This window comes from Pseudomonas sp. BP11-1-1, assembly GCF_052112105.1.
Lineage (GTDB): Bacteria > Pseudomonadota > Gammaproteobacteria > Pseudomonadales > Pseudomonadaceae > Aquipseudomonas > Aquipseudomonas alvandae.
The window spans coordinates 359,955-381,776 of record NZ_JAUTYU010000002.1 but is presented as its reverse complement, the minus strand read 5'-3'; the positions used below and the strand labels follow the sequence as shown (position 1 = coordinate 381,776).

At 61.8% G+C, this 21,822-nt stretch carries 17 protein-coding genes; 6 read left to right on the top strand and 11 right to left on the bottom strand.

The genetic code is table 11. The annotated features are described in order from the left end of the window. Window positions 1-53: 53 nt before the first annotated feature. Window positions 54-1,268, bottom strand: a complete 1,215-nt coding sequence (locus tag Q7C33_RS05315; protein ID WP_030138416.1) for a cytochrome P450 family protein — start codon at window positions 1,266-1,268, stop codon at window positions 54-56. A gap of 582 nt (window positions 1,269-1,850) precedes the next feature. Between Q7C33_RS05315 and Q7C33_RS05310 the strand changes: the two genes are divergently transcribed. Continuing rightward, window positions 1,851-3,008, top strand: a complete 1,158-nt coding sequence (locus tag Q7C33_RS05310) for a serine hydrolase domain-containing protein (RefSeq protein ID WP_407682949.1) — start codon at window positions 1,851-1,853, stop codon at window positions 3,006-3,008. Between the two features lie 149 nt (window positions 3,009-3,157). On the opposite strand, the gene Q7C33_RS05305 is transcribed toward Q7C33_RS05310, so the two are convergent. Beyond that, the gene (locus tag Q7C33_RS05305) at window positions 3,158-4,279 is read right to left on the bottom strand and encodes a transglycosylase SLT domain-containing protein (protein ID WP_407682948.1); all 1,122 of its coding nucleotides are present in this window, start codon (window positions 4,277-4,279) and stop codon (window positions 3,158-3,160) included. 151 nt (window positions 4,280-4,430) lie between these two features. On the opposite strand from Q7C33_RS05305, the gene Q7C33_RS05300 reads away from it, so the two are divergent. From Q7C33_RS05300 to Q7C33_RS05285, 4 genes are all read left to right on the top strand, one after another. Next, window positions 4,431-4,919 (top strand): type III effector, encoded by a 489-nt coding sequence (locus tag Q7C33_RS05300; protein WP_334598488.1) that lies wholly within the window; start codon window positions 4,431-4,433, stop codon window positions 4,917-4,919. 16 nt (window positions 4,920-4,935) lie between these two features. Next, on the top strand, window positions 4,936-7,062 hold the full coding sequence (locus tag Q7C33_RS05295) for a type III effector (RefSeq protein WP_407682947.1): 2,127 nt from the start codon (window positions 4,936-4,938) through the stop codon (window positions 7,060-7,062). A 373-nt stretch (window positions 7,063-7,435) separates the two neighbouring features. Continuing rightward, window positions 7,436-9,841: a penicillin acylase family protein gene (locus tag Q7C33_RS05290; protein ID WP_407682946.1), complete on the top strand. Its 2,406-nt coding sequence runs from the start codon at window positions 7,436-7,438 to the stop codon at window positions 9,839-9,841. 87 nt (window positions 9,842-9,928) lie between these two features. Further along, a complete protein-coding gene (locus tag Q7C33_RS05285) occupies window positions 9,929-10,270 on the top strand; it encodes a carboxymuconolactone decarboxylase family protein (protein ID WP_003206631.1) in 342 nt (113 codons plus the stop codon). A 2-nt stretch (window positions 10,271-10,272) separates the two neighbouring features. Here Q7C33_RS05285 and Q7C33_RS05280 read toward each other — a convergent pair whose 3' ends face one another. Continuing rightward, window positions 10,273-11,238, bottom strand: coding sequence for a GlxA family transcriptional regulator (locus Q7C33_RS05280; protein WP_258648490.1), 966 nt, complete (start codon window positions 11,236-11,238; stop codon window positions 10,273-10,275). A gap of 184 nt (window positions 11,239-11,422) precedes the next feature. Between Q7C33_RS05280 and Q7C33_RS05275 the strand changes: the two genes are divergently transcribed. Then, a complete protein-coding gene (locus Q7C33_RS05275; RefSeq protein ID WP_407682945.1) occupies window positions 11,423-12,061 on the top strand; it encodes an HD domain-containing protein in 639 nt (212 codons plus the stop codon). 406 nt (window positions 12,062-12,467) lie between these two features. On the opposite strand, the gene Q7C33_RS05270 is transcribed toward Q7C33_RS05275, so the two are convergent. The 8 genes from Q7C33_RS05270 to Q7C33_RS05235 all read right to left on the bottom strand — a co-directional run bounded on the left by Q7C33_RS05270 (window position 12,468) and on the right by Q7C33_RS05235 (window position 21,629). Continuing rightward, window positions 12,468-13,355, bottom strand: coding sequence for an ABC transporter permease subunit (locus Q7C33_RS05270; RefSeq protein ID WP_217860585.1), 888 nt, complete (start codon window positions 13,353-13,355; stop codon window positions 12,468-12,470). After that, window positions 13,352-14,272, bottom strand: a complete 921-nt coding sequence (locus tag Q7C33_RS05265; protein WP_030138092.1) for an ABC transporter permease subunit — start codon at window positions 14,270-14,272, stop codon at window positions 13,352-13,354. The genes Q7C33_RS05270 and Q7C33_RS05265 overlap by 4 nt, the downstream gene beginning before the upstream one ends. Further along, entirely contained in the window at window positions 14,269-15,411 is a 1,143-nt protein-coding gene (locus Q7C33_RS05260; RefSeq protein WP_407682944.1) for an ABC transporter ATP-binding protein, read from the bottom strand. The genes Q7C33_RS05265 and Q7C33_RS05260 overlap by 4 nt, the downstream gene beginning before the upstream one ends. Window positions 15,412-15,482: 71 nt before the next feature. After that, window positions 15,483-16,580: a polyamine ABC transporter substrate-binding protein gene (locus tag Q7C33_RS05255; protein ID WP_030138094.1), complete on the bottom strand. Its 1,098-nt coding sequence runs from the start codon at window positions 16,578-16,580 to the stop codon at window positions 15,483-15,485. A 185-nt stretch (window positions 16,581-16,765) separates the two neighbouring features. Further along, window positions 16,766-17,863 carry a polyamine ABC transporter substrate-binding protein gene (locus tag Q7C33_RS05250; RefSeq protein ID WP_030138095.1) on the bottom strand — a complete coding sequence of 366 codons (1,098 nt, stop codon included), beginning with the start codon at window positions 17,861-17,863 and terminating at the stop codon, window positions 16,766-16,768. Between the two features lie 169 nt (window positions 17,864-18,032). Further along, window positions 18,033-19,397, bottom strand: coding sequence for an aspartate aminotransferase family protein (locus Q7C33_RS05245; protein ID WP_198797493.1), 1,365 nt, complete (start codon window positions 19,395-19,397; stop codon window positions 18,033-18,035). 56 nt (window positions 19,398-19,453) lie between these two features. Further along, window positions 19,454-20,812, bottom strand: a complete 1,359-nt coding sequence (locus tag Q7C33_RS05240; protein ID WP_030138097.1) for a glutamine synthetase family protein — start codon at window positions 20,810-20,812, stop codon at window positions 19,454-19,456. Window positions 20,813-20,852: 40 nt separating this feature from the next. Continuing rightward, window positions 20,853-21,629 carry a gamma-glutamyl-gamma-aminobutyrate hydrolase family protein gene (locus Q7C33_RS05235; protein WP_030138098.1) on the bottom strand — a complete coding sequence of 259 codons (777 nt, stop codon included), beginning with the start codon at window positions 21,627-21,629 and terminating at the stop codon, window positions 20,853-20,855. Window positions 21,630-21,822 lie beyond the last annotated feature (193 nt).

The following is a 21,822-nucleotide window of genomic DNA, read 5'->3' as shown; positions in this document are numbered from 1 at the left end:
TTTTTTGCACGGGGCACCACGAATCCTCGCCACAAAGGCTCAGCACTACCGAATCAGCCCACCGACCAGCACACCGGCAACGCATCCGGTCCCCTGAAGTTGGGCACATAACGCCAGCGCACAGCACTTGGATCAACCGCCAATCGCAGACCCGGGCAGCGCCGCAGCAAGGTGTTCAACGCAATGTCCAATTCCTGCCGAGCCAACGATGCACCCAGGCAATAATGCGTGCCCTTGCCGAACGACATGTGCGGACAGGCCGGGCGGGTGATATCCAGCCGTTCAGGATTGGCGCACATCGCCTCATCACGATTGGCCGAGCCCACCACCGCCACCACAAATTGCCCGCGTCGCAGATGTTGCCCGGCCAATTCAGTGTCCCGCGTGACGAAGCGGACCATTGCCCGTTCCACCGACGAGTCATAGCGCAAGAACTCCTCGACCGCGTCGGGCATCAGTGCCGGCTCATCACGCAACCGGACCAGCGCATCGGGGTGTTGCACGAGCGTGTGCACAGCATTGCCAATCATCGACGCCGACGTTTCGTGGCCGGCGATGATCAGCAGCGCAATCATGCTGCACAACTCGCTTCGGCTGAGCATGCGGCCCTCTTCCTCGACCTGGGCCAGGGCCGACACCAGGTCATCGGTCGGATAGGCCCGGCGCCGGTCGATCAAGGCAAGCATGTAGCCGGCGAACTCGTTGTAGCAGCGTTGCAGTTCACTCAGATCGTGGCCCACCTGCCGGACGATCATGTGGGACCAGCGGCGGAAATCGTCTCGGTCCTGAGCAGGTACGCCGAGCAGCTCGGCGATGACGGTGATCGACAGCGGGAAGGCATATTGGCTCACCACATCCATTCGCCCGCTTGGCCCAACGGCGTCCAGCAGCGACTCGGCAATCTGCTCGATACGCGGCCGCATGGCGGTCACCGCCTTCAGGGTAAACGCCTTGTTGACCAGCCGACGCAGCCGACGATGACTCTCTCCGTCACGGTTAAGCATGTGGTCATTGAGAAAGGCGATGGACTGCTCGCCCCCCAGCATCGCCGCGAACTGCGGATCGATCCGTGACGGATCGCGGGCGAAGCGCTCGCTGTCCAACAGCACCTCCTCGACCTCCCGGGCCCCGGTGACGTACCACATCGGCAACTGCCCATCGGGCTGGCTGAGGAACACCGGGGACGCTTGGCGCAACGCCGCATAATGCCGATAAGCCTCGCCGCGAAAGGCGTCGCTGTTCAAGTCGAGGGTACGCTCGTAGGGCATGGACATTCTCCGGGGGCAGGCATCGTTGCTCCTGAGTGGCGGGGGGCGCCCAAAAAGATCCCTATGAAAAAACGCTGCTCGCGACGGCGGTGGATCAGTGGCTATCAATGCAAGCTGAACGGCCGCCTTCGCGAGCAAGCTCGCTCCCACAAGGGAAATGTGGTGTGGCACCAGAGCCAGGTCGGCCCTAAGGCCGCCTCGTCTCGGCTTTTGATCTGCCAGGCCCCGTTAACCACGATGACCGAACGCAGGCATTGTGGAGTGGGCAACCCGGCATGGATGCCGGGTTAGCCGCGCAGGGCCATGGATGGCCCATCGCGGCGGGCCCACGGAGCAATGCCGGAGTGCGGGCATGCCGAGCCTAGGCGAGGCACCGAGTGGTGGGGCAAGCCTTTTTGGTTACTTTTTTGGCGTCTGAAAAAAGTGACCCGCCGTAAGGGCGGAACCATAAGCCGCCGTGACCGCAGCAATGGATATGTACCCGATCAACAACATCCCGACTGAATGCTCCCCAGAGGTCAGTGAACCGTTCCCCCAGCCCTCGTCACTCAAGGAAAACCCCCAACCCTGCGTGGAACTGACATGACACACTCACCCACCATCCACGGCCACTGCGACCCTCGCTTCGAACCGGTCAAAGCGGCCTTTACCGGACTGATGCAAAGCCCTTTCGAACGCGGCGCCGCCCTGTGCGTCCAGGTCGACGGTGAAACAGTGATCGACCTGTGGGCTGGTATCGCCGGGCCGGAACCGGACAGCCATTGGCAGCGCGACACACTGCTCAACCTGTTCTCCTGCACCAAGCCCTTCACGGCCGTGGCGATCATGCAACTGGTTGGCGAAGGACGCCTGGACCTGGATGCACCGGTCTGCCGCTACTGGCCCGAGTTCGCCAAGGCCGGTAAAGCAACGACGACCGTGCGCCAAGTGCTCTGCCATCGCGCCGGGCTACCGGCGCTGCGCACGCCCCTCGCCCCGGAAACCCTTTACGACTGGGACACCATGATTGCCCTGATCGCCGAGGAGCAGCCATGGGCCGATGCAGGGCAACAGCAGACCTATTCACCGTTGCTGTTCGGCTGGATTCTCGGTGAGCTGCTACGCCGAGTGGATGGCGTAAGCCCGGCGCAAAGCATCCACCAGCGGGTGGCGGTGCCGCTCGGACTGGATTTTCATATCGGCCTGGACGACGCGACCATCGCTCGCTGCGCCTACATGGCCCGAACCAAAGATGAAGTCGACGATGAAGCCTTTGGTCGAGTCCTGCAGTATGTGCTCACCGAGCCGACAGCCATGAGCTCACTGGCCTTCGCCAACCCGCCGATGGTGCTGGGGCGCAGTAACGAGCCGGGCTGGAAGCGCATGACCCAGCCGGCGGCGAACGGCCACGGCAACGCCCGCAGCCTGGCGGAGTTCTATGCCGGCCTGCTGGACGGGCGGTTGCTGGAGTCGCCACTGCTCAACGAAATGCTGCGCGAGCACAGCGCCGAATATGACCCGACCATCCAGACACCGACGCGGTTCGGCCTGGGCATCATGCTCAACCAGGCGGACGTGGCGAACGGCAGTTACGGCATGGGACCCGACGCCTTTGGCCACATGGGCGCCGGCGGCACCATCGGTTTTGCCGACCCCGAGCGCGGCGTGGCGTTCGGCTTTGCCTGCAACACCATTGGTTCCTACGTCTTGATGGACCCTCGCGCACGCGGCCTGGCGAATGTGGCGATGGGGTGTCTCTGAACCGGACACCCGGCGCTGGATCCGTGGCGAGGGAGCTTGCTCCCGCTGGATTGCGCAGCAATCCCATTGTCTGATGGGCGCTGCGCACCCAAGCGGGAGCAAGCTCCCTCGCCACAGATTGAATATCGGCAACTCATTGCACAGCCCGCTCAAACCCCCGGCGGCGGCACCACCTCCGCGACCTGCGGCTCGGCCACGCCGGCCTCCGGAGAAGCAGCGACTTGCTCGTCACCACTCGCCCGAGGCAGCGCCGCCTTGGCGATCATGTCCGGTTGTGCCAGCAACCTGCGTGACGCTTCCACCGGCATCAGCAGACGCCCCCTGACCCGGCCGCGCCCGGCTGGATTGAGCATGCGCAACTCGCGTTCATGGACGCCGGATACCTGCGCCAGTTGCGCGAGGTCCACGGGTTGCGCCAACGCGACCATCTGGAAGTACGGCTGGTCGGCAATCGGCGCCAGGCTCACGCCGTAGCTCGCTGGCGCGTTGACCAACTGCGACAACGCCAGCAACCGTGGCACATAGTTCTGGGTTTCTCCGGGCAACGACAGGTTCCAGTAAGTGGTCGCCAGGCCCCGGGCGCGGTTCCGGGTGATGGCGTCGCGCACCCGCCCTTCCCCGGCGTTGTAGGCGGCCAGCGCCAGCAGCCAGTCACCGTCGAAGTAGTCGTGCAGGTAGGACAGATAATCCAGGGCCGCCCGGGTGGACGACGGAATGTCTCGACGCTCGTCGTAGTCGCCCCGTTGCTGCAATTGATAACGACGCCCGGTGGCGGGAATGAATTGCCAGAGCCCCAAGGCCTGGGCAGGCGATTGCGCATTGGGGTTGAACCCGCTCTCGATCGCCGGCAGCAGGGCCAGCTCCAGCGGCATGTTGCGCTTGTTCAGTTCGCCGACGATGAAGTGCAAGTATCGGCTGCCGGCGCGTCCGGTCTGGGTGAGAAACGCCGGGCGCTCCATCAGCCAGCGGCGTTGCTCGTCGATACGCGCCACGCCTTGGGTCTTGGCCTGCAAGGAAAACCCCTGGCGCATCCGTGCCCACAGGCTGCCATCGCTTTGCGGCGATGATTCGCCAATCTCGATGATCGTGTCGGTGGGCGCCGGTTCGAGCCAGCGCAATTGGGCGCGATACGGTTCATTGGCGAAACGATCGCCGATGGTCAGCTGCGGTTCGAGGTGTTGACACCCGTACAGCAAGGTCCCCATGGCGAGCAGAGACAACCCTTTGGGGACAAATCGAAGGGCCGGCGAAAGTGCAAGTGATCGGGACATGGGCGGTCAACCTTGAATGAGGTGGCGCCATTGGGTGGCAGATCAGCTGCCAGCGGTTCCACGCGGCGCAGTGGAACCGAAATGCCGCAGGTGTCACTCACGATGGGCAGCAGGCGCTCGTCGGTGCCTGGATGACAATGCGAGGTCAATCATGGCGTCACCCACCTATTGCAAGCTGATCGATCAGCTCTGCGAACTCACGATGATTCCTACCCCGTCAGCGTTCTACGAACAGGCAAACCTGTCGGTCAAGGAAGTCGATTTTTCCCTCAAGCACACACCCGGCGTGGGCGAGGGAGACGTGTTCATCTACTGCGGCTTCGGGCCGTTGCCCGTGGCGAATCGCGAAGCGGTCATGCAACGGCTGCTGGAAACCAACCTGTACCTGCTGAGCGGCGCGTTCTGCCCGTCGCTGTCGTACAACCGCGACAGCGAACAGGTGGTCCTGATCGGCCACGTGCCCCTGGACAACCTCAGCGCCGAGCGCCTGCTCGGACTGATGAGCGGTGCTGCCGACATGGCGCTTATCTGGCGGGAGGGCTACTTCTTCGACGGCGCCAGCCCGGGCCAAGCCGCCAAGACCACCCAGCAAAAACCCACCCCGCGTAGCGCAGGGCTGAACAACGCCCTGTCGATCTAGGAAAGGAGAACATCACATGCCAGCAGTATCAGTAGGCGGAACCTCAAGTTCGGCGCCATTGCACCAGCAGCAGGATGATCGGATCACGCCGGTGGGCACCAGCCTGGCCGGACAGGTGCGTCCTTCCACGACTCCCCTGGTGCCTTATCACTTCGAAGGGAAAGCAAGCGACAAGACCCAGGAAACGCTCAAGACCAGGCAGCATCGCCTGACGGTGATGATCAACAAACTCGGCAAGGAAAACGCTGATAGCAACCCTATCGGCTATGCACGCCAACAGATGGTTCTGGAAGGTACCGCGTTGGACTACGCGCCCAATGCAGGCTATCAGGACATCCAAAAGCACCTTGCCGAACTTGGCGGCACGCCTCATCCAATGCTGTCCGGCCACGAAGAAACCGAAGCATTCGTCAAGGATTTCAACGAGTACCTAGGCAAGAACGAGGCCGATCGGGAAGAAAGCGGCTGTTTCAAAGCCGTCTGGGACAAGCATTGCGAGCGCGTCGGTAACACCCTCGGCGCCTATCACTCGCTGTGCCAGGAAGTGATCGACCAAACCCCGGGGGAAGACGATCGCAAGCTGCTGGAGAGCAGCCATAAAGCCTTCCGTGGTTATGCAAAAGGCGTCACGCAAGCCATGACGCAAGACATGCCCCAGCGACTGAACAGGTTCATGGAAAGCCGGATTGAGCACGCGCAACAAGCGGCGAGCAACGAGAGCCTGCCCCAGGCCGACCGAGACAAGGCGAACGACGAGTTGAGCCAACTGCGTGAGGTCCGGGATGAGCTTGGCGAGTTCCTCAAGAAAGATGACGACAAGCCCGGTACCACAAGCGAACTGGCAAAAGCCACGAAGAAGAACGAAGTGCTGGACACCGCGCTGAAGAATGTCGGACGCCAGGACTACGTGGCCGAACTCAAGACCCACAGCGGCTTCGTGACGGGCCTGGCCGTATTTGCCGACGCGGGGATCCCCCAGGGCTTCGCGTCTGCCGGACACTTCGGCGCCAGCACCGCGGCAATCGACGAGGCGATGGCGGATCAGTCCTTTGGAAAACATGTAGCGGCGACATCAACCGTCCTTGGTACCGCCCACAAGGTCATCAGCGACGGTCTGCGCCCGTTTATCCAAGTCGTCGTCGACAAGACCATCGGCCGGGGGTTGGAAAAGGTCGACCCGCTGGCGGTGTACCCCAAGGCCTTGCAAGACATCACCGTGAATGGGCGGCGGGTTGCCAACGCCCAACGTGACACCCTCGACGCGACACAGAGCGACAAGCGAGCCGATTTCAAACTGAAACAGAACGCCAACAACTTCGGCACCATGAGCGGCGACTTCACCGGTTACCTCGCCTTCGGCGCGGCCCATGCGGTACGGGACACGATAGACCAGTTCACGTCCGTCAACGCCTCCGGCATCGCGGCTCGCAGCGTCGCCTCGGCAGTGGGCGGCACCTTCATGGCGGGCGGCCAGGCGGTGGCCAAATATGCCCAGACCCACGGCGACGAGCAGATCCCCACCTATCGCGTCACGAAGGAAAACCGCGAATGGAAAGAGCTCCTGCCCAAGGCGTTTGCCGAAGCGACTGGCAAGCTCAACCCGATCAGCATGGCCAATGTCAGTGACTTGACCAACCGAATCGTCGGTGTCGGTCCGGGGATCGCCATGCGCACCGGGGTCGGAGACGCCGCCGCGGTGGGTGAAAATCCCGATGTCCGGGAGAAAATGGAGCAGATTGTCACGACCTTCTTCTCCTCCGGCCTGACGCTGCTCCCATTCTTCGCCAACAGCGTGGCGGCACCGCTGGAAAATAAAGCACTGGGCGATGGCACGGACGACCTGACCAAGCGAGCGCAGGTACCGTGGCAGAACGTTACCAGTCCAAACCGCGACACCCTGCCCCACACCCAGACCGAGGGCTTGACCCGCAACCTCGAGAACGCCTATCACGTCACCCGGGGCCTGACCCAGGTGGTTCCGCAAAGCACCCTTTCCGCGCTGAACATCACCGCTGACTTTGCCAAGGGCGTGGTAACGAGGCCGAAAAAAGCGGGCGATGGCCTGGAACTGGCAGAGCGCGGCGAAGCGCGACCCCAGGGCGGACCGTCCACCGAAGCCACGCCCACCACCCGGCCAAGCTGAAAAACCGCCGGGCCATCGCCAGACGGTCCGGCATCCTTCCCTCCTCGCTGGCCACAGGCATTCGCCTGTGGCCAGCCCTCGCGACTCACTTCTCTGCGCATCAGGAAAGCCTGCTGCACATCCGTGGCGAGGGAGATTGCTCCCGCTGGCCTGCGCAGCAGCCCCTGGACCAGCCGTCGAGGTGGTCAGGTTGATCGCGTCCAAACCTTTTGGGGTCGCTTCGCAACCCAGCGGGGGCAATCTCCCTCGCCACGGGATCGGGTTGCCCAGGGAAAATCCCTCCGAGGAACGATGCACCGGCACGCGATTGCATGTTAAACAGGGAATCAGCAGCAAGATCATGGGACCGCTGCCACTCGAATAAGGATCAACCATGAAACGCACCCTCGTCGCCTTCCTGTCGCTGATCGTCACCGCAATCATCGTCGCGGGCGGCTACCTCTACAGCAAGCAGCCGACCCGCCAGGGCACGGTGCAGTTGCAAGGGCTGCAGGGCTCGGTGACGGTGCGCTATGACGAACGCGGCGTGCCGCACATTCGCGCCGAGAACGAAACCGATCTGTACCGCGCCCTCGGTTATGTCCATGCCCAGGACCGGCTGTTCCAGATGGAAATCATGCGCCGCCTCGCCCGGGGCGAACTGGCGGAAATCCTCGGCCCCAAGTTGCTCGACACCGACAAGCTGATGCGCAGCCTGCGCATTCGCGAGCGCGCCGCCAGCTATGTCGCCGAGCGGGATCGACAATCGCCGGCCTGGATCGCGACGCAGGCGTACCTGGACGGCATCAACACCTATCAGCAAACTCACACGCGGCCGCTGGAGTTCGATGTGCTGGGCATTCCCAAGCGTCCCTTCACCGCCGAAGACACCGCCAGCATCGTCGGCTACATGGCCTACAGCTTTGCCGCGGCCTTTCGCACCGAACCCTTGCTGACCTACGTGCGTGACCAACTCGGTGCCGACTACCTGAACATCTTCGACCTCGACTGGCAGCCCCAGGGCGGGCTGCCGCAGGCTCCGGCAAGCGGTCCGACACTGACCGCCAGCGCTTGGAAAGACCTCAACGCCCTGGCGCGCCTGAGCGAGCAGGCCTTGGCCGACAACGGCCTGCCGCAATTCGAAGGCAGCAACGCCTGGGCGGTCTCCGGCAATCGCACTCACAGTGGCAAGCCCTTGCTGGCCGGCGATCCGCATATTCGTTTTTCAGCGCCGTCGGTGTGGTACGAGGCACACCTCTCGGCGCCGGGATTCGAACTCTACGGCCAGTACCAGGCGCTGATGCCGTTTGCCTCGCTGGGCATGAACAAGGATTTCGGCTGGAGCATCACCATGTTCCAAAACGACGACCTGGACCTGGTGGCCGAGAAGGTCAACCCGGACAACCCCGAACAGGTCTGGTACCGGGACCGATGGGTGGACATGACCCGCAGCGAACAGCAGATTGCCGTGAAGGGCCAAGCACCCGTGACACTGGTGCTGCGCCAGTCGCCCCATGGGCCGATCGTCAACGATGCCCTCGGTGCCAATGCCGGCAAGACGCCAATCGCCATGTGGTGGGGGTTCCTGGAAAGCCGCAACCCGATCCTCGAGGCGTTCTACCAGCTCAATCGCGCCGACACCTTGGTCAAGGCTCGCGGCGCGTCGGCGAAGATCCATGCGCCCGGCCTGAATGTGGTCTGGGCCAACGCCAAGGGTGATATCGGCTGGTGGGCCGCAGCCCAATTACCCAAGCGGCCGGCTGGTGTGAAGCCCGGTTTCATTCTCGACGGCAGCAGCACCGAAGCGGACAAGGACGGTTTCTACCCGTTCGGCAGTAACCCCCAGGAAGAGAACCCGGCCCGGGGCTATGTGCTCTCGGCGAATTTCCAGCCGGTGGCGGCCAGCGGGATCGAGATCCCCGGCTACTACAACCTGCCCGACCGCGGCCAGCAACTCGACCGGCAGTTGAGTGAAAGGCAGGCCAAATGGGACATCCAGACCACCCAGAAACTGCAACTGGGCACCACCACCGCCTACGGTCCGCGCTTGCTCGCGCCCTTGTTGCCGATCCTGCGCGAAGCGGTCAGCGACCCGCAGGAACGCAAGTGGGTGGAGCAACTGGCTGACTGGAAGGGCGACTACCCGCTGGATTCCGTCAGCGCCACGCTGTTCAACCAGTTCCTGTTCGACTTGGCCGACGTTGCCCTGCGTGATGAACTGGGGGACAGTTTCTTCGAAACCGCGCTGTCGACCCGCGTGATTGACGCCGCGCTCCCCCGCCTGGCCGCCGCCAAGGATTCGCCATGGTGGGACGACCGTTCGACGCTGGGCACCGAAACCCGTGCCGACACGGTCATCAAGGCCTGGCATCGGACCCTGGTGCACCTGAAGGCCACCTTGGGCGAGGACGCCAGCCAATGGCAGTGGGGCCAGGCTCACACCCTGACCCACGGCCATCCGCTGGGCCAGCAGAAACCGCTGGACCGGATCTTCAACGTCGGCCCATTCGCCGCCCCCGGCACCCATGAAGTGCCGAACAACCTCTCGGCCAGGATCGGTCCGGCGCCCTGGCCAGTGACCTATGGCCCCTCCACCCGGCGCATCATCGACTTCGCCGACCCGACCCACAGCGTCACCATCAATCCCGTGGGCCAGAGCGGCGTGCCGTTCGACAAGCACTACGAGGACCAGGCCGAAGCCTACATCGAGGGGCTGTATCACCAGGCGCACCTGGCCGAAGAAGAGGTCACGGCCAACACCCGCGGTACGTTGAAGCTGCTACCCGCCAGGGCGGAGTAAATCTTTTCGACCATCAGCAGGCCCTATCGCCTTGGATGGTCAAGACTACAAGGGCCCAAACCCATTTATCTCGAAGGAGTCCACGCAATGTTCAATAACTGGTCCGAGCTGCTGCCTACCATCAAGAGCGCCTTTGGCGCCTTGGGCAAAAGCAATCCGAAAATGGTCAAGGCCTACATGGCCCTGGATGAAGCCGCCGCCGAGAACGACGTACTCGACGCCAAGACCCGCGAGCTGATCTCCATTGCCGTGGCGATCACCACCCGCTGTGACGGTTGCATCGGCGTACACACCGACGCCGCGATCAAGGCCGGCGCGACCCGCGAAGAAATCGCGGCCACCCTGGCGACAGCGGTCTCGCTGAATGCCGGCGCGGCTTATATCTATTCCCTGCGGGCGCTGGAGGCCCATGACGCACTGAAAAAATGAGCTCAAAGCATCGCGGCGAAATTCAACCTGAACTGTTGCGGTGTCACGCCCAACCGCCGATTGAATACGCTGCGCATGTGTTGGGCATCACGAAAGCCGCATTGGTATGCCACGGTCTTGAGCGGTGCCCGAGTGCTTTCCAGCATCACGCGTGCCGCGTCCACCCGGGCCTGCTCGACGAACTCCGCCGGCGTGACCTTCGCCTCCCGGCTGAACACGCGGGAGAAATTGCGTGGGCTCATGTTCGCCGCGTTGGCGAGGTCGGCGATGCCCAGGTCACCGTTGAGATTCGCCAGCACGTACGCCTGGACCTGAGCCACGGTGGAGGTCGGCTCGGCATGGGGCGTGAGGAACGGACTGAACTGCGATTGACCGCCTGAACGCTGGGTGAACACCACCAGCCGCTTGGCGACATTCAGCGCCACGTCCGGCCCGTGGTCCTGCGCCAGCAGGAACAGCGACAGGTCGATGCCTGCCGTAACACCCGCCGAGGTATAGAGCTCGCCGTCCTGCACGTACAGCCGATCGGCTTCGACCCGGGTCGAGGGGCACATCTGCGCCAGCGCCGAAGCATCGCCCCAATGGGTGGTGACGGTCCGCCCTTCGAGCAGTCCGGCCCGGGCCAGCATGACCGCGCCATTGCAGATCGAACCAAAGCGCCGGGCCCGTGCGCAGGCCTCGCGCAGCCAGGCATTGAACGCCGGGCCAAAGTCCATGAACGGCAATTGCGGCCCGCCCGCGACCAACAGCAGGTCGTACGCCTCCGATGCTTCGCTGAAATGACGGTGGGGATTGAGGGACATTCCGTTGGAGCAAGACGTCGCACCGCGCTCGACGCCGATCACTTGCAACCGATAGTGATCCTGCGTGGCGAGAAAGCGATTGGCTTCGCAAAACACATCCATGGGGCCGCTGACGTCCAGGGATTGGGCGCCTGTGAACACCACGATGGCGACGGATATTTCCATGATTCTGGCCGACCTGTCCGGATTGACCACCGAACCCTAGCCAATCCGGCGCGCAGAAGCCAGATGGCATGAAACCCGAGTTCATTGGCCGTAATCGCAGCCATGGCGCGATTGCTGCGCCATACCCCGGCGAACAGACTGGAACCTCAGCGCCGCCACGGCGCACCGCCAAGAGGAGAGCAGCATGAACAGCATCGCCGGCATCCAGATCCCCGACAGCGCCCTCGCCCGGGCCACCACCGAATACATTCGCGACATTGAATCGGACCTGCTGTACCACCATTCCCGCCGGGTGTTCCTGTTCGGCGCGTTGAGCGGCCAACGCCAGCAATTGGCTTACGATCCGGAGCTGCTGTACGTCGGCGCGATGTTTCACGATATCGGGCTGGTCGAAGGTTATCGCAGCGACGATGAGCGTTTCGAGGTGGATGGCGCGAATGCCGCCGCAGCGTTTCTCAAACCCTACGGGTTGAGCGACGACGACATCGAGCAAGTGTGGCTTTCGATCGCGTTGCACACCACGCCCGGCGTGCCCAAGCACCTGCGCCCCAACGTCGCCCTGGTGACCGCTGGCGTGGAGATGGACGTGCTGGGCATGGATTACGCCGCATTCCCGGCCGCACAACGCGAGGCCGTGGTACATGCGCATCCCCGTGGGGAAGGCTTCAAGGAATGCATCATCTGCGCCTTTGCCGACGGCTTGCGGCATCGTCCGCAGACCACCTTCGGCAATGTGAAGACCGACGTGCTGAGGGATCAGGAGCCGGGGTTCAAGCCGATGAACTTCGTTGAAGTGATCCGCAGCTCGCCTTGGAATTCATAACCAGCCTGTACACCACCTTCGCGAGCAGGCTCGCTCCCACAGAGGATCCGAGCCAGGCCACGAATTTATGGACACCACAAAAACCTGTGGGAGCGAGCTTGCTCGCGAAGGCGGACTGACCGTCAACACCTGCATCGACTGCCACACCGCTATCGTCGGATCGCCGCCCGGAGCAAGCTCGCTCCCACAGAGGATCCGAGCCAGGCCACGAATTTATGGACACCACAAAAACCTGTGGGAGCGAGCTTGCTCGCGAAGGCGGCCTGACCGTCAACACCTACATCGACTGCCATACCGCTATCGCGAGCAAGCTCGCTCCCACACAGGATTCGAGCCAGGCCACACATTCACGGACCACAAAAAACTGTGGGAGCAAGCTTGTCCCCACATTGGGTTCTGCGTTACCTCAGGCCGAAACAGTCTCCGCCCGGCGGACTTCCGGTTGTTTCCAGGAATCGGCGGCGCTTTCCTCGATGGCTTGCTGGATCGCCCGCTTGCGGTTTTCTTCGGCGCGGCGGCTGAAGTACCAGACCAGGAACGTCACCAGGGACACCGCCAGCAGGATCAGGCTCGCCACGGCGTTGATTTCCGGTTTCACCCCCAGGCGTACCGCCGAGAAGACTTCCATCGGCAATGTGGTGGAGCCAGGGCCGGAGACGAAGCTGGCCAATACCAAGTCGTCGAGGGACAGCGCGAACGACATCATGCCGCCTGCCGCCAGCGACGGCGCGATCATCGGAATGGTGATCAGGAAGAACACCTTCCACGGCCGCGCCCCGAGGTCCATGGCCGCCTCTTCGATGGACAGGTCCAGCTCACGCAAGCGCGCCGACACCACCACCGCCACATAGGCCGCGCAGAACGTGGTGTGGGCGATCCAGATCGTGACAATGCCACGCTCCTGGGGCCAGCCGATCATTTGCGCCATGGCCACGAACAGCAGCAACAGCGACAGGCCGGTGATCACTTCCGGCATCACCAATGGCGCGGTGACTAGGCCACCGAACAGCGTGCGGCCCTTGAAGTGGGTGATACGGGTCAGCACGAAGGCCGCCAGCGTCCCCAGGGCTACCGCAGCAATCGCGGTGTAGCAGGCGATCTCCAGCGAGCGCACCACCGAGCCCATCAGTTGGGTGTTGTCCAGCAGGCCGACGTACCACTTGACCGACCAGCCGCCCCACACCGTCACCAGTTTCGAGGCGTTGAACGAGAAGATCACCAGGATCACCATCGGTGCGTAGATGAACAACAGGCCCAGCACCAGCATCAGGCTTGAAAAACTGAAGCGCTTCATTCCTTGCCCTCCATTTCCTTGGCCTGACTGCGGTTGAACAGGATGATGGGCACGATCAGGATCGCCAGCATCACTACCGCCAGGGCGGATGCCACCGGCCAGTCACGGTTGTTGAAAAATTCCTGCCACAGCACTTTACCGATCATCAGCGTTTCCGGGCCGCCCAGCAGCTCCGGAATCACGAACTCGCCCACCACCGGGATGAACACCAGCATGCAGCCGGCAACGATGCCGTTCTTGGACAGCGGCACGGTGATTTTCCAGAAGCTGTTAAAGGTGCTCGAGCCCAGGTCGGACGCGGCTTCCAGCAGGCTTGGATCGTGTTTGACCAGGTTGGCGTACAACGGCAGGATCATGAACGGCAGGTACGAATAGACCACGCCGATATACACCGCCAGGTTGGTGTTGAGGATCTGCAGCGGCTCGCTGATCCAGCCCATGCTCATCAGGAAACCGTTGAGCAAGCCATTGTTGCTGAGGATGCCCATCCACGCGTAGACGCGGATGAGGATCGCGGTCCAGGTCGGCATCATGATCAGCAGCACCAGCACCGTCTGCATTTCCTTGCGGGCGTTGGCGATGCCGTAGGCCATCGGATAGCCGATCAGCAGGCACAAGGTGGTGCTGATCAGGGCCATTTTCAGCGACCCAAGGTAGGCGGCGATGTACAGCTCGTCCTCGCTCAACATCACGTAGTTGGCGAGATTGAGCAGCACCTGCAGTTTCTGGTCGACGTAGCTGTAGATCTCGGTATACGGCGGAATCGCCACGTCGGCTTCGGCGAAGCTGATCTTCAGGACGATGAAGAACGGCAGCATGAAGAACAGGAACAACCAGATGAAGGGCACCCCGATGACCATCTGACGGCCACCGGGCGTTATTCGGGCGAGTCGGCGTTTGAATTTGCGCATGTTCATGAGCGAAGCACCACGCCGCTGTCGTCTTCCCACCAGACGAACACCTGGTCACCCCAGGTCGGACGTTGGCCACGGCGTTCGGCATTGGCGACGAAGGACTGCACCAGCTTGCCGCTCGGCAATTCGACGTAGAACACTGAATGGCCGCCCAGGTAGGCGATGTCGTGGACCTTGCCGCTGGACCAGTTGTGCTCGCAGGTCGGCTGCTCGGACGTGACCAGCAGTTTTTCCGGGCGAATGGCGTAGGTCACCGACTTGTCCTGCACCGAGGTGCTGATGCCGTGGCCGACGTAGATGCCGCGGTCCAGGTCCTTGCAGGTCAGCACCGCGTGGCCTTCGGCGTCGTCCACCACTTCGGTCTCGAAGATGTTGACGTTGCCGATGAACTCGCAGACCAGGCGGCTGGTCGGGGTCTCGTAGATATCGATCGGGCTGCCGATCTGCGCGATCCAGCCCAGGTGCATGATCGCGATGCGCTCGGCCATGGTCATGGCCTCTTCCTGGTCGTGGGTCACCATCACGCAGGTCACGCCGACCCGCTCGATGATTTCCACCAGTTCGAGTTGCATCTGCGAGCGCAGCTTCTTGTCCAGGGCACCCATCGGTTCATCGAGCAGCAGCAGCTTCGGCCGCTTCGCCAGGGAACGGGCCAGGGCCACGCGCTGACGCTGGCCGCCGGAGAGCTGGTGCGGCTTGCGCTTGGCGTACTGGCTCATCTGCACCAGCTTGAGCATCTCGGCCACGCGGGCGTCGATCTCGGCCTTGGGAATCTTGTCCTGCTGCAGGCCGAAGGCGATGTTCTGCGCCACGGTCATGTGCGGGAACAAGGCGTAGGACTGGAACATCATGTTGATTGGCCGCTCATAGGGCGGCATGTCGGTGATGTCCACGCCATCGAGGAAAATCCGCCCCTCCGTGGGCCGCTCGAAACCTGCCAGCATGCGCAGCAAGGTGGACTTGCCCGATCCCGAACCGCCGAGCAAGGCAAAGATCTCGCCTTTCTTGATCTCCAGGGACACGTCGTCCACGGCAATCGTCTCGTCGAACTTCTTCGTGACCCGGTCGATCTTGACCAACACCTGCTTGGGTGTCTGGTCGCCCTCGAGGGCTTTCTTATAGGCGCCGGAGGCAACTGCCATTTACGAAACTCCCACAAAATTTGCAGCTCGCCCAAGACGGGCGAACCTTCTGAAAGTTAGAGCGTTGAACGCTATTTACCCGACTTGACCTTGGTCCAGCTGCGGGTCATGAGTCGTTGGATCTTGGCCGGCAACTCGGAGTTGACGTAGAGCTTGTCGACGACCGCTTGCGGTGGATAAACCGCTTCATCGGTGCGTACTTTCTGGTCCATCAGTTCGCCAGCCTTGGGGTTCGGGTTGGCATAACCGACCACGTCGCTGACCTGGGCGATCACTTCAGGTTTGAGCAGGTAGTTGATGAACGCATGGGCCTCCTTGACGTTGGTGGCGTCGCGCGGGATCGCCAGCATGTCGAACCAGAGGTTGCCGCCTTCCTTGGGAATCACGTAGGCAATTTCGATACCCTTGCCGGCTTCGCTGGCGCGGGAACGGGCCTGGAAGATGTCGCCGGAGAACCCGGCGGCCACGCAGATCTCGCCATTGGCCAGATCGGAGATGTACTTGGAGGAGTTGAAATAGGTCACGTAAGGTCGGATCTTGAGGAGCTGGGCCTCGGCCTTCTTGTAGTCTTCCGGATCCTGGCTGTTGGGGTCCAGGCCCAGGTAATTGAGCATCGCCGGGATCATCTCGTCACCCGAATCGAGGAACGAAACGCCACAGCTGGACAGCTTCTTGATGTTTTCCGGCTCGAACAGCATGGCCCACGAATCAATCTTGTCGACGCCCAGGACGGCCTTGATCTTCTCGACGTTGTAGCCGATGCCGTTGGTGCCCCACAGGTAAGGCACGGCGTACTGGTTGCCCGGGTCGTTCTTTTCCAGGCGCTTGAGCAACAGCGGATCGAGGTTGGCGTAGTTGGACAGCTGGGATTTGTCGAGCTTCTGGAACGCCCCGGCCTTGATCTGCTTGCCCAGGAAATGGTTGGACGGCACGACCACGTCGTAACCGGTACGACCGGCCAGCAACTTGCCTTCCAGGGTTTCGTTAGAATCGAATACGTCATAGACCGGCTTGATCCCGGTGGCTTTCTCGAAGTCCGCCAGCGTGGATTCGCCGATGTAGTCCGACCAGTTATAAATATGCACGGTGGAGGCCGCCTGGACACTGACAGCGAATGTCAGGCCGGCACCGACCAGCAAGGCGTTGCGCAACAAAGAAAAGACAGGCACGTGGAGGTCCTCTTAAATAGTTGGGCCCAAGTTGCCCCCGTCACCGGGCCAATGAAGTGCCCTGCAACAAAACCGGCGCGCAACTTACCCTCGATAAACCGATCCAGCAAAACTTTTAGTTATTTAATTGCTCCCGTTGTCGCCGTCGCGACGACCGCGACAACGAGAGACTGCTTCAAGCCGGTTTATTTACCGGATTTGATCTTGGTCCAGCTGCGGGTCAACAGCCGCTGGGTGGCCGCATCCAGATCGCTGATCGCGTACAGCTTGGCCTTCACTTCGTCCGATGGATAAATGCTCGGGTCACCGGAAATTTCCTTGTCCACCAGAGGGGTGGCGGCCTTGTTGCCGTTCGGGAAACGCACGTTGTCGGTGATCTCCGCCATGATTTCCGGCTGCATGATGAAGTTCATCCACTTGTAGGCGGCCTCGAGGTTTTCGGCATCCTTGGGAATGGCGACCATGTCATAGAACGAACCGGCACCTTCCTTCGGAATGGTGTAGGCCACTTTCACCTTGCCACCAGCTTCGGCTGCGCGGCTCTTCGATTGCTCGATATCACCCGAGTAGCCCACGGCCACGCAGATGTTGCCGTTGGCCAGGTCCGAGATGTATTTGGAAGAGTGGAAGTAACCGATCGATGGGCGCAGCTTGAGGAACAGTGCTTCGGCTTCGGCCAGTTGCTTCTTGTCTTTGCTGTCGGTCGGGTAACCGAGGTAATGCAGGGCCACCGGGATCATTTCCGTTGGCGAGTCGAGGAAACTCACACCGCAGCTCTTGAGCTTGGCGATGTTCTCCGGCTTGAGCAGGGTGTCCCAGGAATCGATCTTGTCGACGCCCAATGCGGCCTTGACCTTCTCGGGGTTGTAGCCGATGCCGATGGTGCCCCACATGTAAGGGAAGGCGTGCTTGTTGCCCTGGTCGCTGGCATCGCCGACGGCCTTGAGCAGGTCGGTGTCCAGGTTCTTCCAGTTAGGCAGCTTGGACTTGTCCAGCTCCTGGTAGACGCCGGCCTTGATCTGCTTGGCGAGGAAGTTGTTCGACGGCACCACGACGTCGTAGCCGGACTTGCCGGCCAGCAACTTGGCTTCCAGCGTCTCGTTGCTGTCGAACACGTCGTAGACGACCTTGATCCCCGTCTCTTTCTCGAACTTGGCGACCGTGTCCGGCGCGATGTAGTCGGACCAGTTATAGACGTGCAGCACTTTATCGTCCGCCTGGACGGCGCCCGCCATCAGGCCCGCCAGGGACATGGCGAGGAGGGTCTTGCCAGCTATCTTCATACCTAATGCCTTCATGGATGATGCTCCGGTTATTCTTTTTAGCCACGTTCAGCGCAACTTGAACAGCAGCGGTAGTCTGGCAAGTTACAGGGCAGGCTTTCAACACAAGCCCAGCCTTTTGTTCATGCTGGGCGAGGGCCGTTCCGGCACCTCGCTCAGAGCCTAGCACTTAGCCCTGCAACGCACTGAGCGTCAGGTCCAGGCATTGCCGCGCCTTGGCCACCAGTTCGTCGATCTCGGCCTTGCTGATCACCAGCGGCGGCGCAATGATCATGGTGTCGCCCACCGCACGCATGATCAGCCCGTTATCGAAGCAGAACTGCCGGCAGATCATGCCCACGCCCTTGCCTTCGTAGCGTTTGCGCGTGGCCTTGTCCTGGACCAGTTCGATAGCCCCCAGCAAACCGACACCGCGCACTTCACCCACCAGCGGATGATCGTTCAGTTCCCGCAGGCGTTGTTGCAAATAGGGTGCCGTTTCGCCGTGGACGCGCTCGATGATCTTTTCTTCACGCAGGATGCGGATGTTTTCCAGGGCCACCGCAGCGGCCACGGGATGACCGGAGTAGGTAAAGCCGTGGTTGAAATCGCCGCCTTCGTTGAGCACCGCGACCACGTCATCGCGCACGATCAGGCCACCCATGGGGATGTAGCCGGAGGTCAGGCCCTTGGCGATGGTCATCATGTGCGGTTTCAACCCGTAGAAGTCGGTACCGAACCACTCACCGGTGCGCCCGAAACCGCAGATCACTTCATCGGCCACGAACAGGATGTCGTACTTGGCGAGGATTTCCTTCATGCGCGGCCAGTAGCTGTCCGGCGGCACGATCACCCCGCCCGCGCCCTGGATCGGCTCGGCAATGAACGCACCGACGTTGTCGACGCCGATCTCGAGGATCTTCTCTTCCAGTTGGTTGGCGGCCCAGATGCCGAACTCTTCAGGACTCATGTCGCCGCCTTCGCCGAACCAGTACGGCTGGGCGATGTGGACGATGCCCGGGATCGGCAGGTCGCCCTGCTCGTGCATATAGGTCATGCCGCCCAGGCTGGCGCCGGCCACGGTCGAGCCGTGATAACCGTTCTTGCGGCTGATGATGACTTTCTTGTTCGGCTGACCCTTGATCGCCCAGTAATGGCGGACCATGCGCAACATGGTGTCGTTGCCTTCCGAGCCGGAGCCGGTGAAGAACACATGGTTCATGCCTTCCGGGGCGATGTCGGCGATGGCCTTGGACAATTCCAGTACCGGCGGGTGGGCGGTCTGGAAGAACAGGTTGTAGTACGGCAGCTCACGCATCTGTTGGCTGGCGGCATCCGCCAGCTCATCGCGACCGTAGCCGACGGCCACGCACCAGAGGCCGGCCATGCCGTCGAGGATCTTGTTGCCTTCACTGTCCCAGAGGTACACGCCCTTGGCGTGGGTGATGATGCGCGGGCCTTTCTCTTTGAGCTGTTTGAAATCGCTGAATGGCGCGAGGTGATGGTCGTTGCTCAGGGCCTGCCATTCACGGGTTTGAGGGTTGTTGCGGGTCATGCGAATTCTCCTTTATTCCATTGGGGGCGAGGCCTGGGTCAGCCCCGCCCGGCGCTTCAGACGGCAAAGAGCAGGAATTCCCGCTCCCACGAACTGATGACGCGCTTGAAGTTTTCATGCTCGGCCCGCTTGACCGCGACGTAGCCCGTGATGAATTTCTTGCCCAGGTATTTCTCGATGGTGGTGCTGTTTTCCATGCGCTCCAAGGCATCTTCGATGGTCAGCGGCAGGCGCAGGTTACGGCGCTCATACCCTCGGCCCACCACGGGGGCGCTCGGATTGATGCCTTCGACCATGCCGATGTAGCCGCACAACAGGCTAGCGGCAATCGCCAGGTACGGGTTGGCGTCGGCGCCCGGCAAGCGGTTTTCCACCCGACGGTTCTGCGGCCCGGCATCCGGAACCCGCAGGCCCACGGTACGGTTCTCCTCGCCCCACTCCACGTTCACCGGCGCCGAGGTGTCGGGCAGGAAGCGGCGGAACGAATTGACGTTGGGTGCGAACAGCGGCAGCAGCTCGGGGATGAATTTCTGCAGGCCACCGATGTGGTGCAGGAACAGATCGCTCATGGTCCCGTCTTCATTGGAGAAGACGTTCTTGCCGGTTTCCTTGTCGATGATGCTCTGGTGCAGGTGCATCGCGCTGCCCGGCTCGCCGGTCATGGGCTTGGCCATGAACGTGGCGGCCACGTCGTGCTTGAGCGCTGCCTCGCGCATGGTGCGCTTGAACACCAGGATCTGGTCGGCCAGGGACAGCGCGTCGCCATGACGGAAGTTGATCTCCATCTGCGCGGTGCCGTCCTCATGGATCAGCGTGTCGAGGTCCAGCTCCTGCAATTCGCACCAGTCATAGACGTCTTCGAACAGCGGGTCGAATTCGTTGGCCGCTTCGATCGAGAACGATTGGCGACCGGTTTCCGGGCGGCCGGAGCGGCCGATCGGCGGTTGCAGCGGAAAGTCCGGGTCGTCGCTGCGCTTGGTCAGGTAGAACTCCATTTCCGGCGCGACAATCGGCTGCCAGCCCTTGTCGGCGTAGAGCTTGAGCACCTTCTTCAATACGTTGCGCGGCGACAGCTCGATGGGGTTGCCTTGCTTGTCGTAGGAATCATGGATCACCTGTGCGGTGGGCTCGATGGCCCAAGGCACCAGGAACACTGCGTTTTCGTCCGGGCGGCACATCATGTCGATGTCGGCAGGGTCGAGCAGTTCGTAATAGATGTCGTCTTCGACATAGTCGCCCGTTACGGTCTGGAGCAGGACGCTCTCGGGCAGGCGCATGCCTTTTTCGGCAATGAACTTGTTGGTCGGCGAGATCTTGCCCCGGGTGATGCCGGTCAGGTCGCCAATCATGCATTCGACTTCTGTGATCTTGTGGTCTTTCAACCAATCGGTGAGCTGGTCGAGGTTGTTACTCATAAATGCCTCTAGGCGTGAGTTTCCTGGCTGCTATTAGAAGTCAGGCGTTGTTTGACGCATCGGCGTCGCGTTGTGTTGCCCTTGCTCGGCAGGCATCGCCAAATGCCTGGAAAATCGCAAGATAGTACGGATTAGAGCCTACCGCCCATTCCGGGTGCCATTGCACACCTAAAGCAAAAGCCTTGCCTTGTACAACCGAGACGGCCTCGATCAGGCCATCCGGCGCCAGCGCTTCGGCCCGCAGTCCCGGTGCCAGGCGCTCGATGCCCTGGCTGTGAATCGAGTTGACGTCGATCTGCGGCGGCAGGCCCAGGCCCGCGAGAACCCCGCCTGGCTGGATATGCACGACGTGGGCCGGGCCGTATTGGATCTCGACCGGTTGGGTGTCGTCTTCACGATGATCGATAAAGGTTCCGACTTCATGAACTTTCTGATGCAGGCTGCCGCCAAAGGCTACGTTCATTTCCTGGAAGCCCCGGCAGATGCCCAGCACCGGGACGCCCGCGTCGACAGCGGCGCGGATCAGCGGAAGGGTGATGGCGTCACGTGCAGGATCATGGGCAGTGCCTGGCGCACTGGCCGGGCCTTGGTAGTGAAAAGGTTCTACATTGGAAGGAGAGCCGGTAAAGAGAATACCGTCCAGGGCGTCCAGAATATCGGACGGTGCGAACAGATCCGCCAATGAGGGGATCAGCACTGGCAAGCCCTTGGCGGCTGTTGCGACAGCCCGGGCATATTTGTCGCCAGTGGTGTGATACGCATGCAAACCAATCTGCCTGGAGCAGGTGGTGACGCCGATTAACGGCAGGCGAGACATGAAGCACCCCGGTATTATTGCTGTTATGGGTTTGAATCGAGCTTAGCCTTGTTCATTTTTTTACACAACACCCCCGTAAAAAATACAACACGGCCCGCTCAAGCCTGCGGGCGCCAAGCCCCTCAAAGGGAAAAAAACGCCCCAAATTGCCTCAAAAAAGCCCCACAGGTGCTTTTTTAGGGCAAAAAAGGCC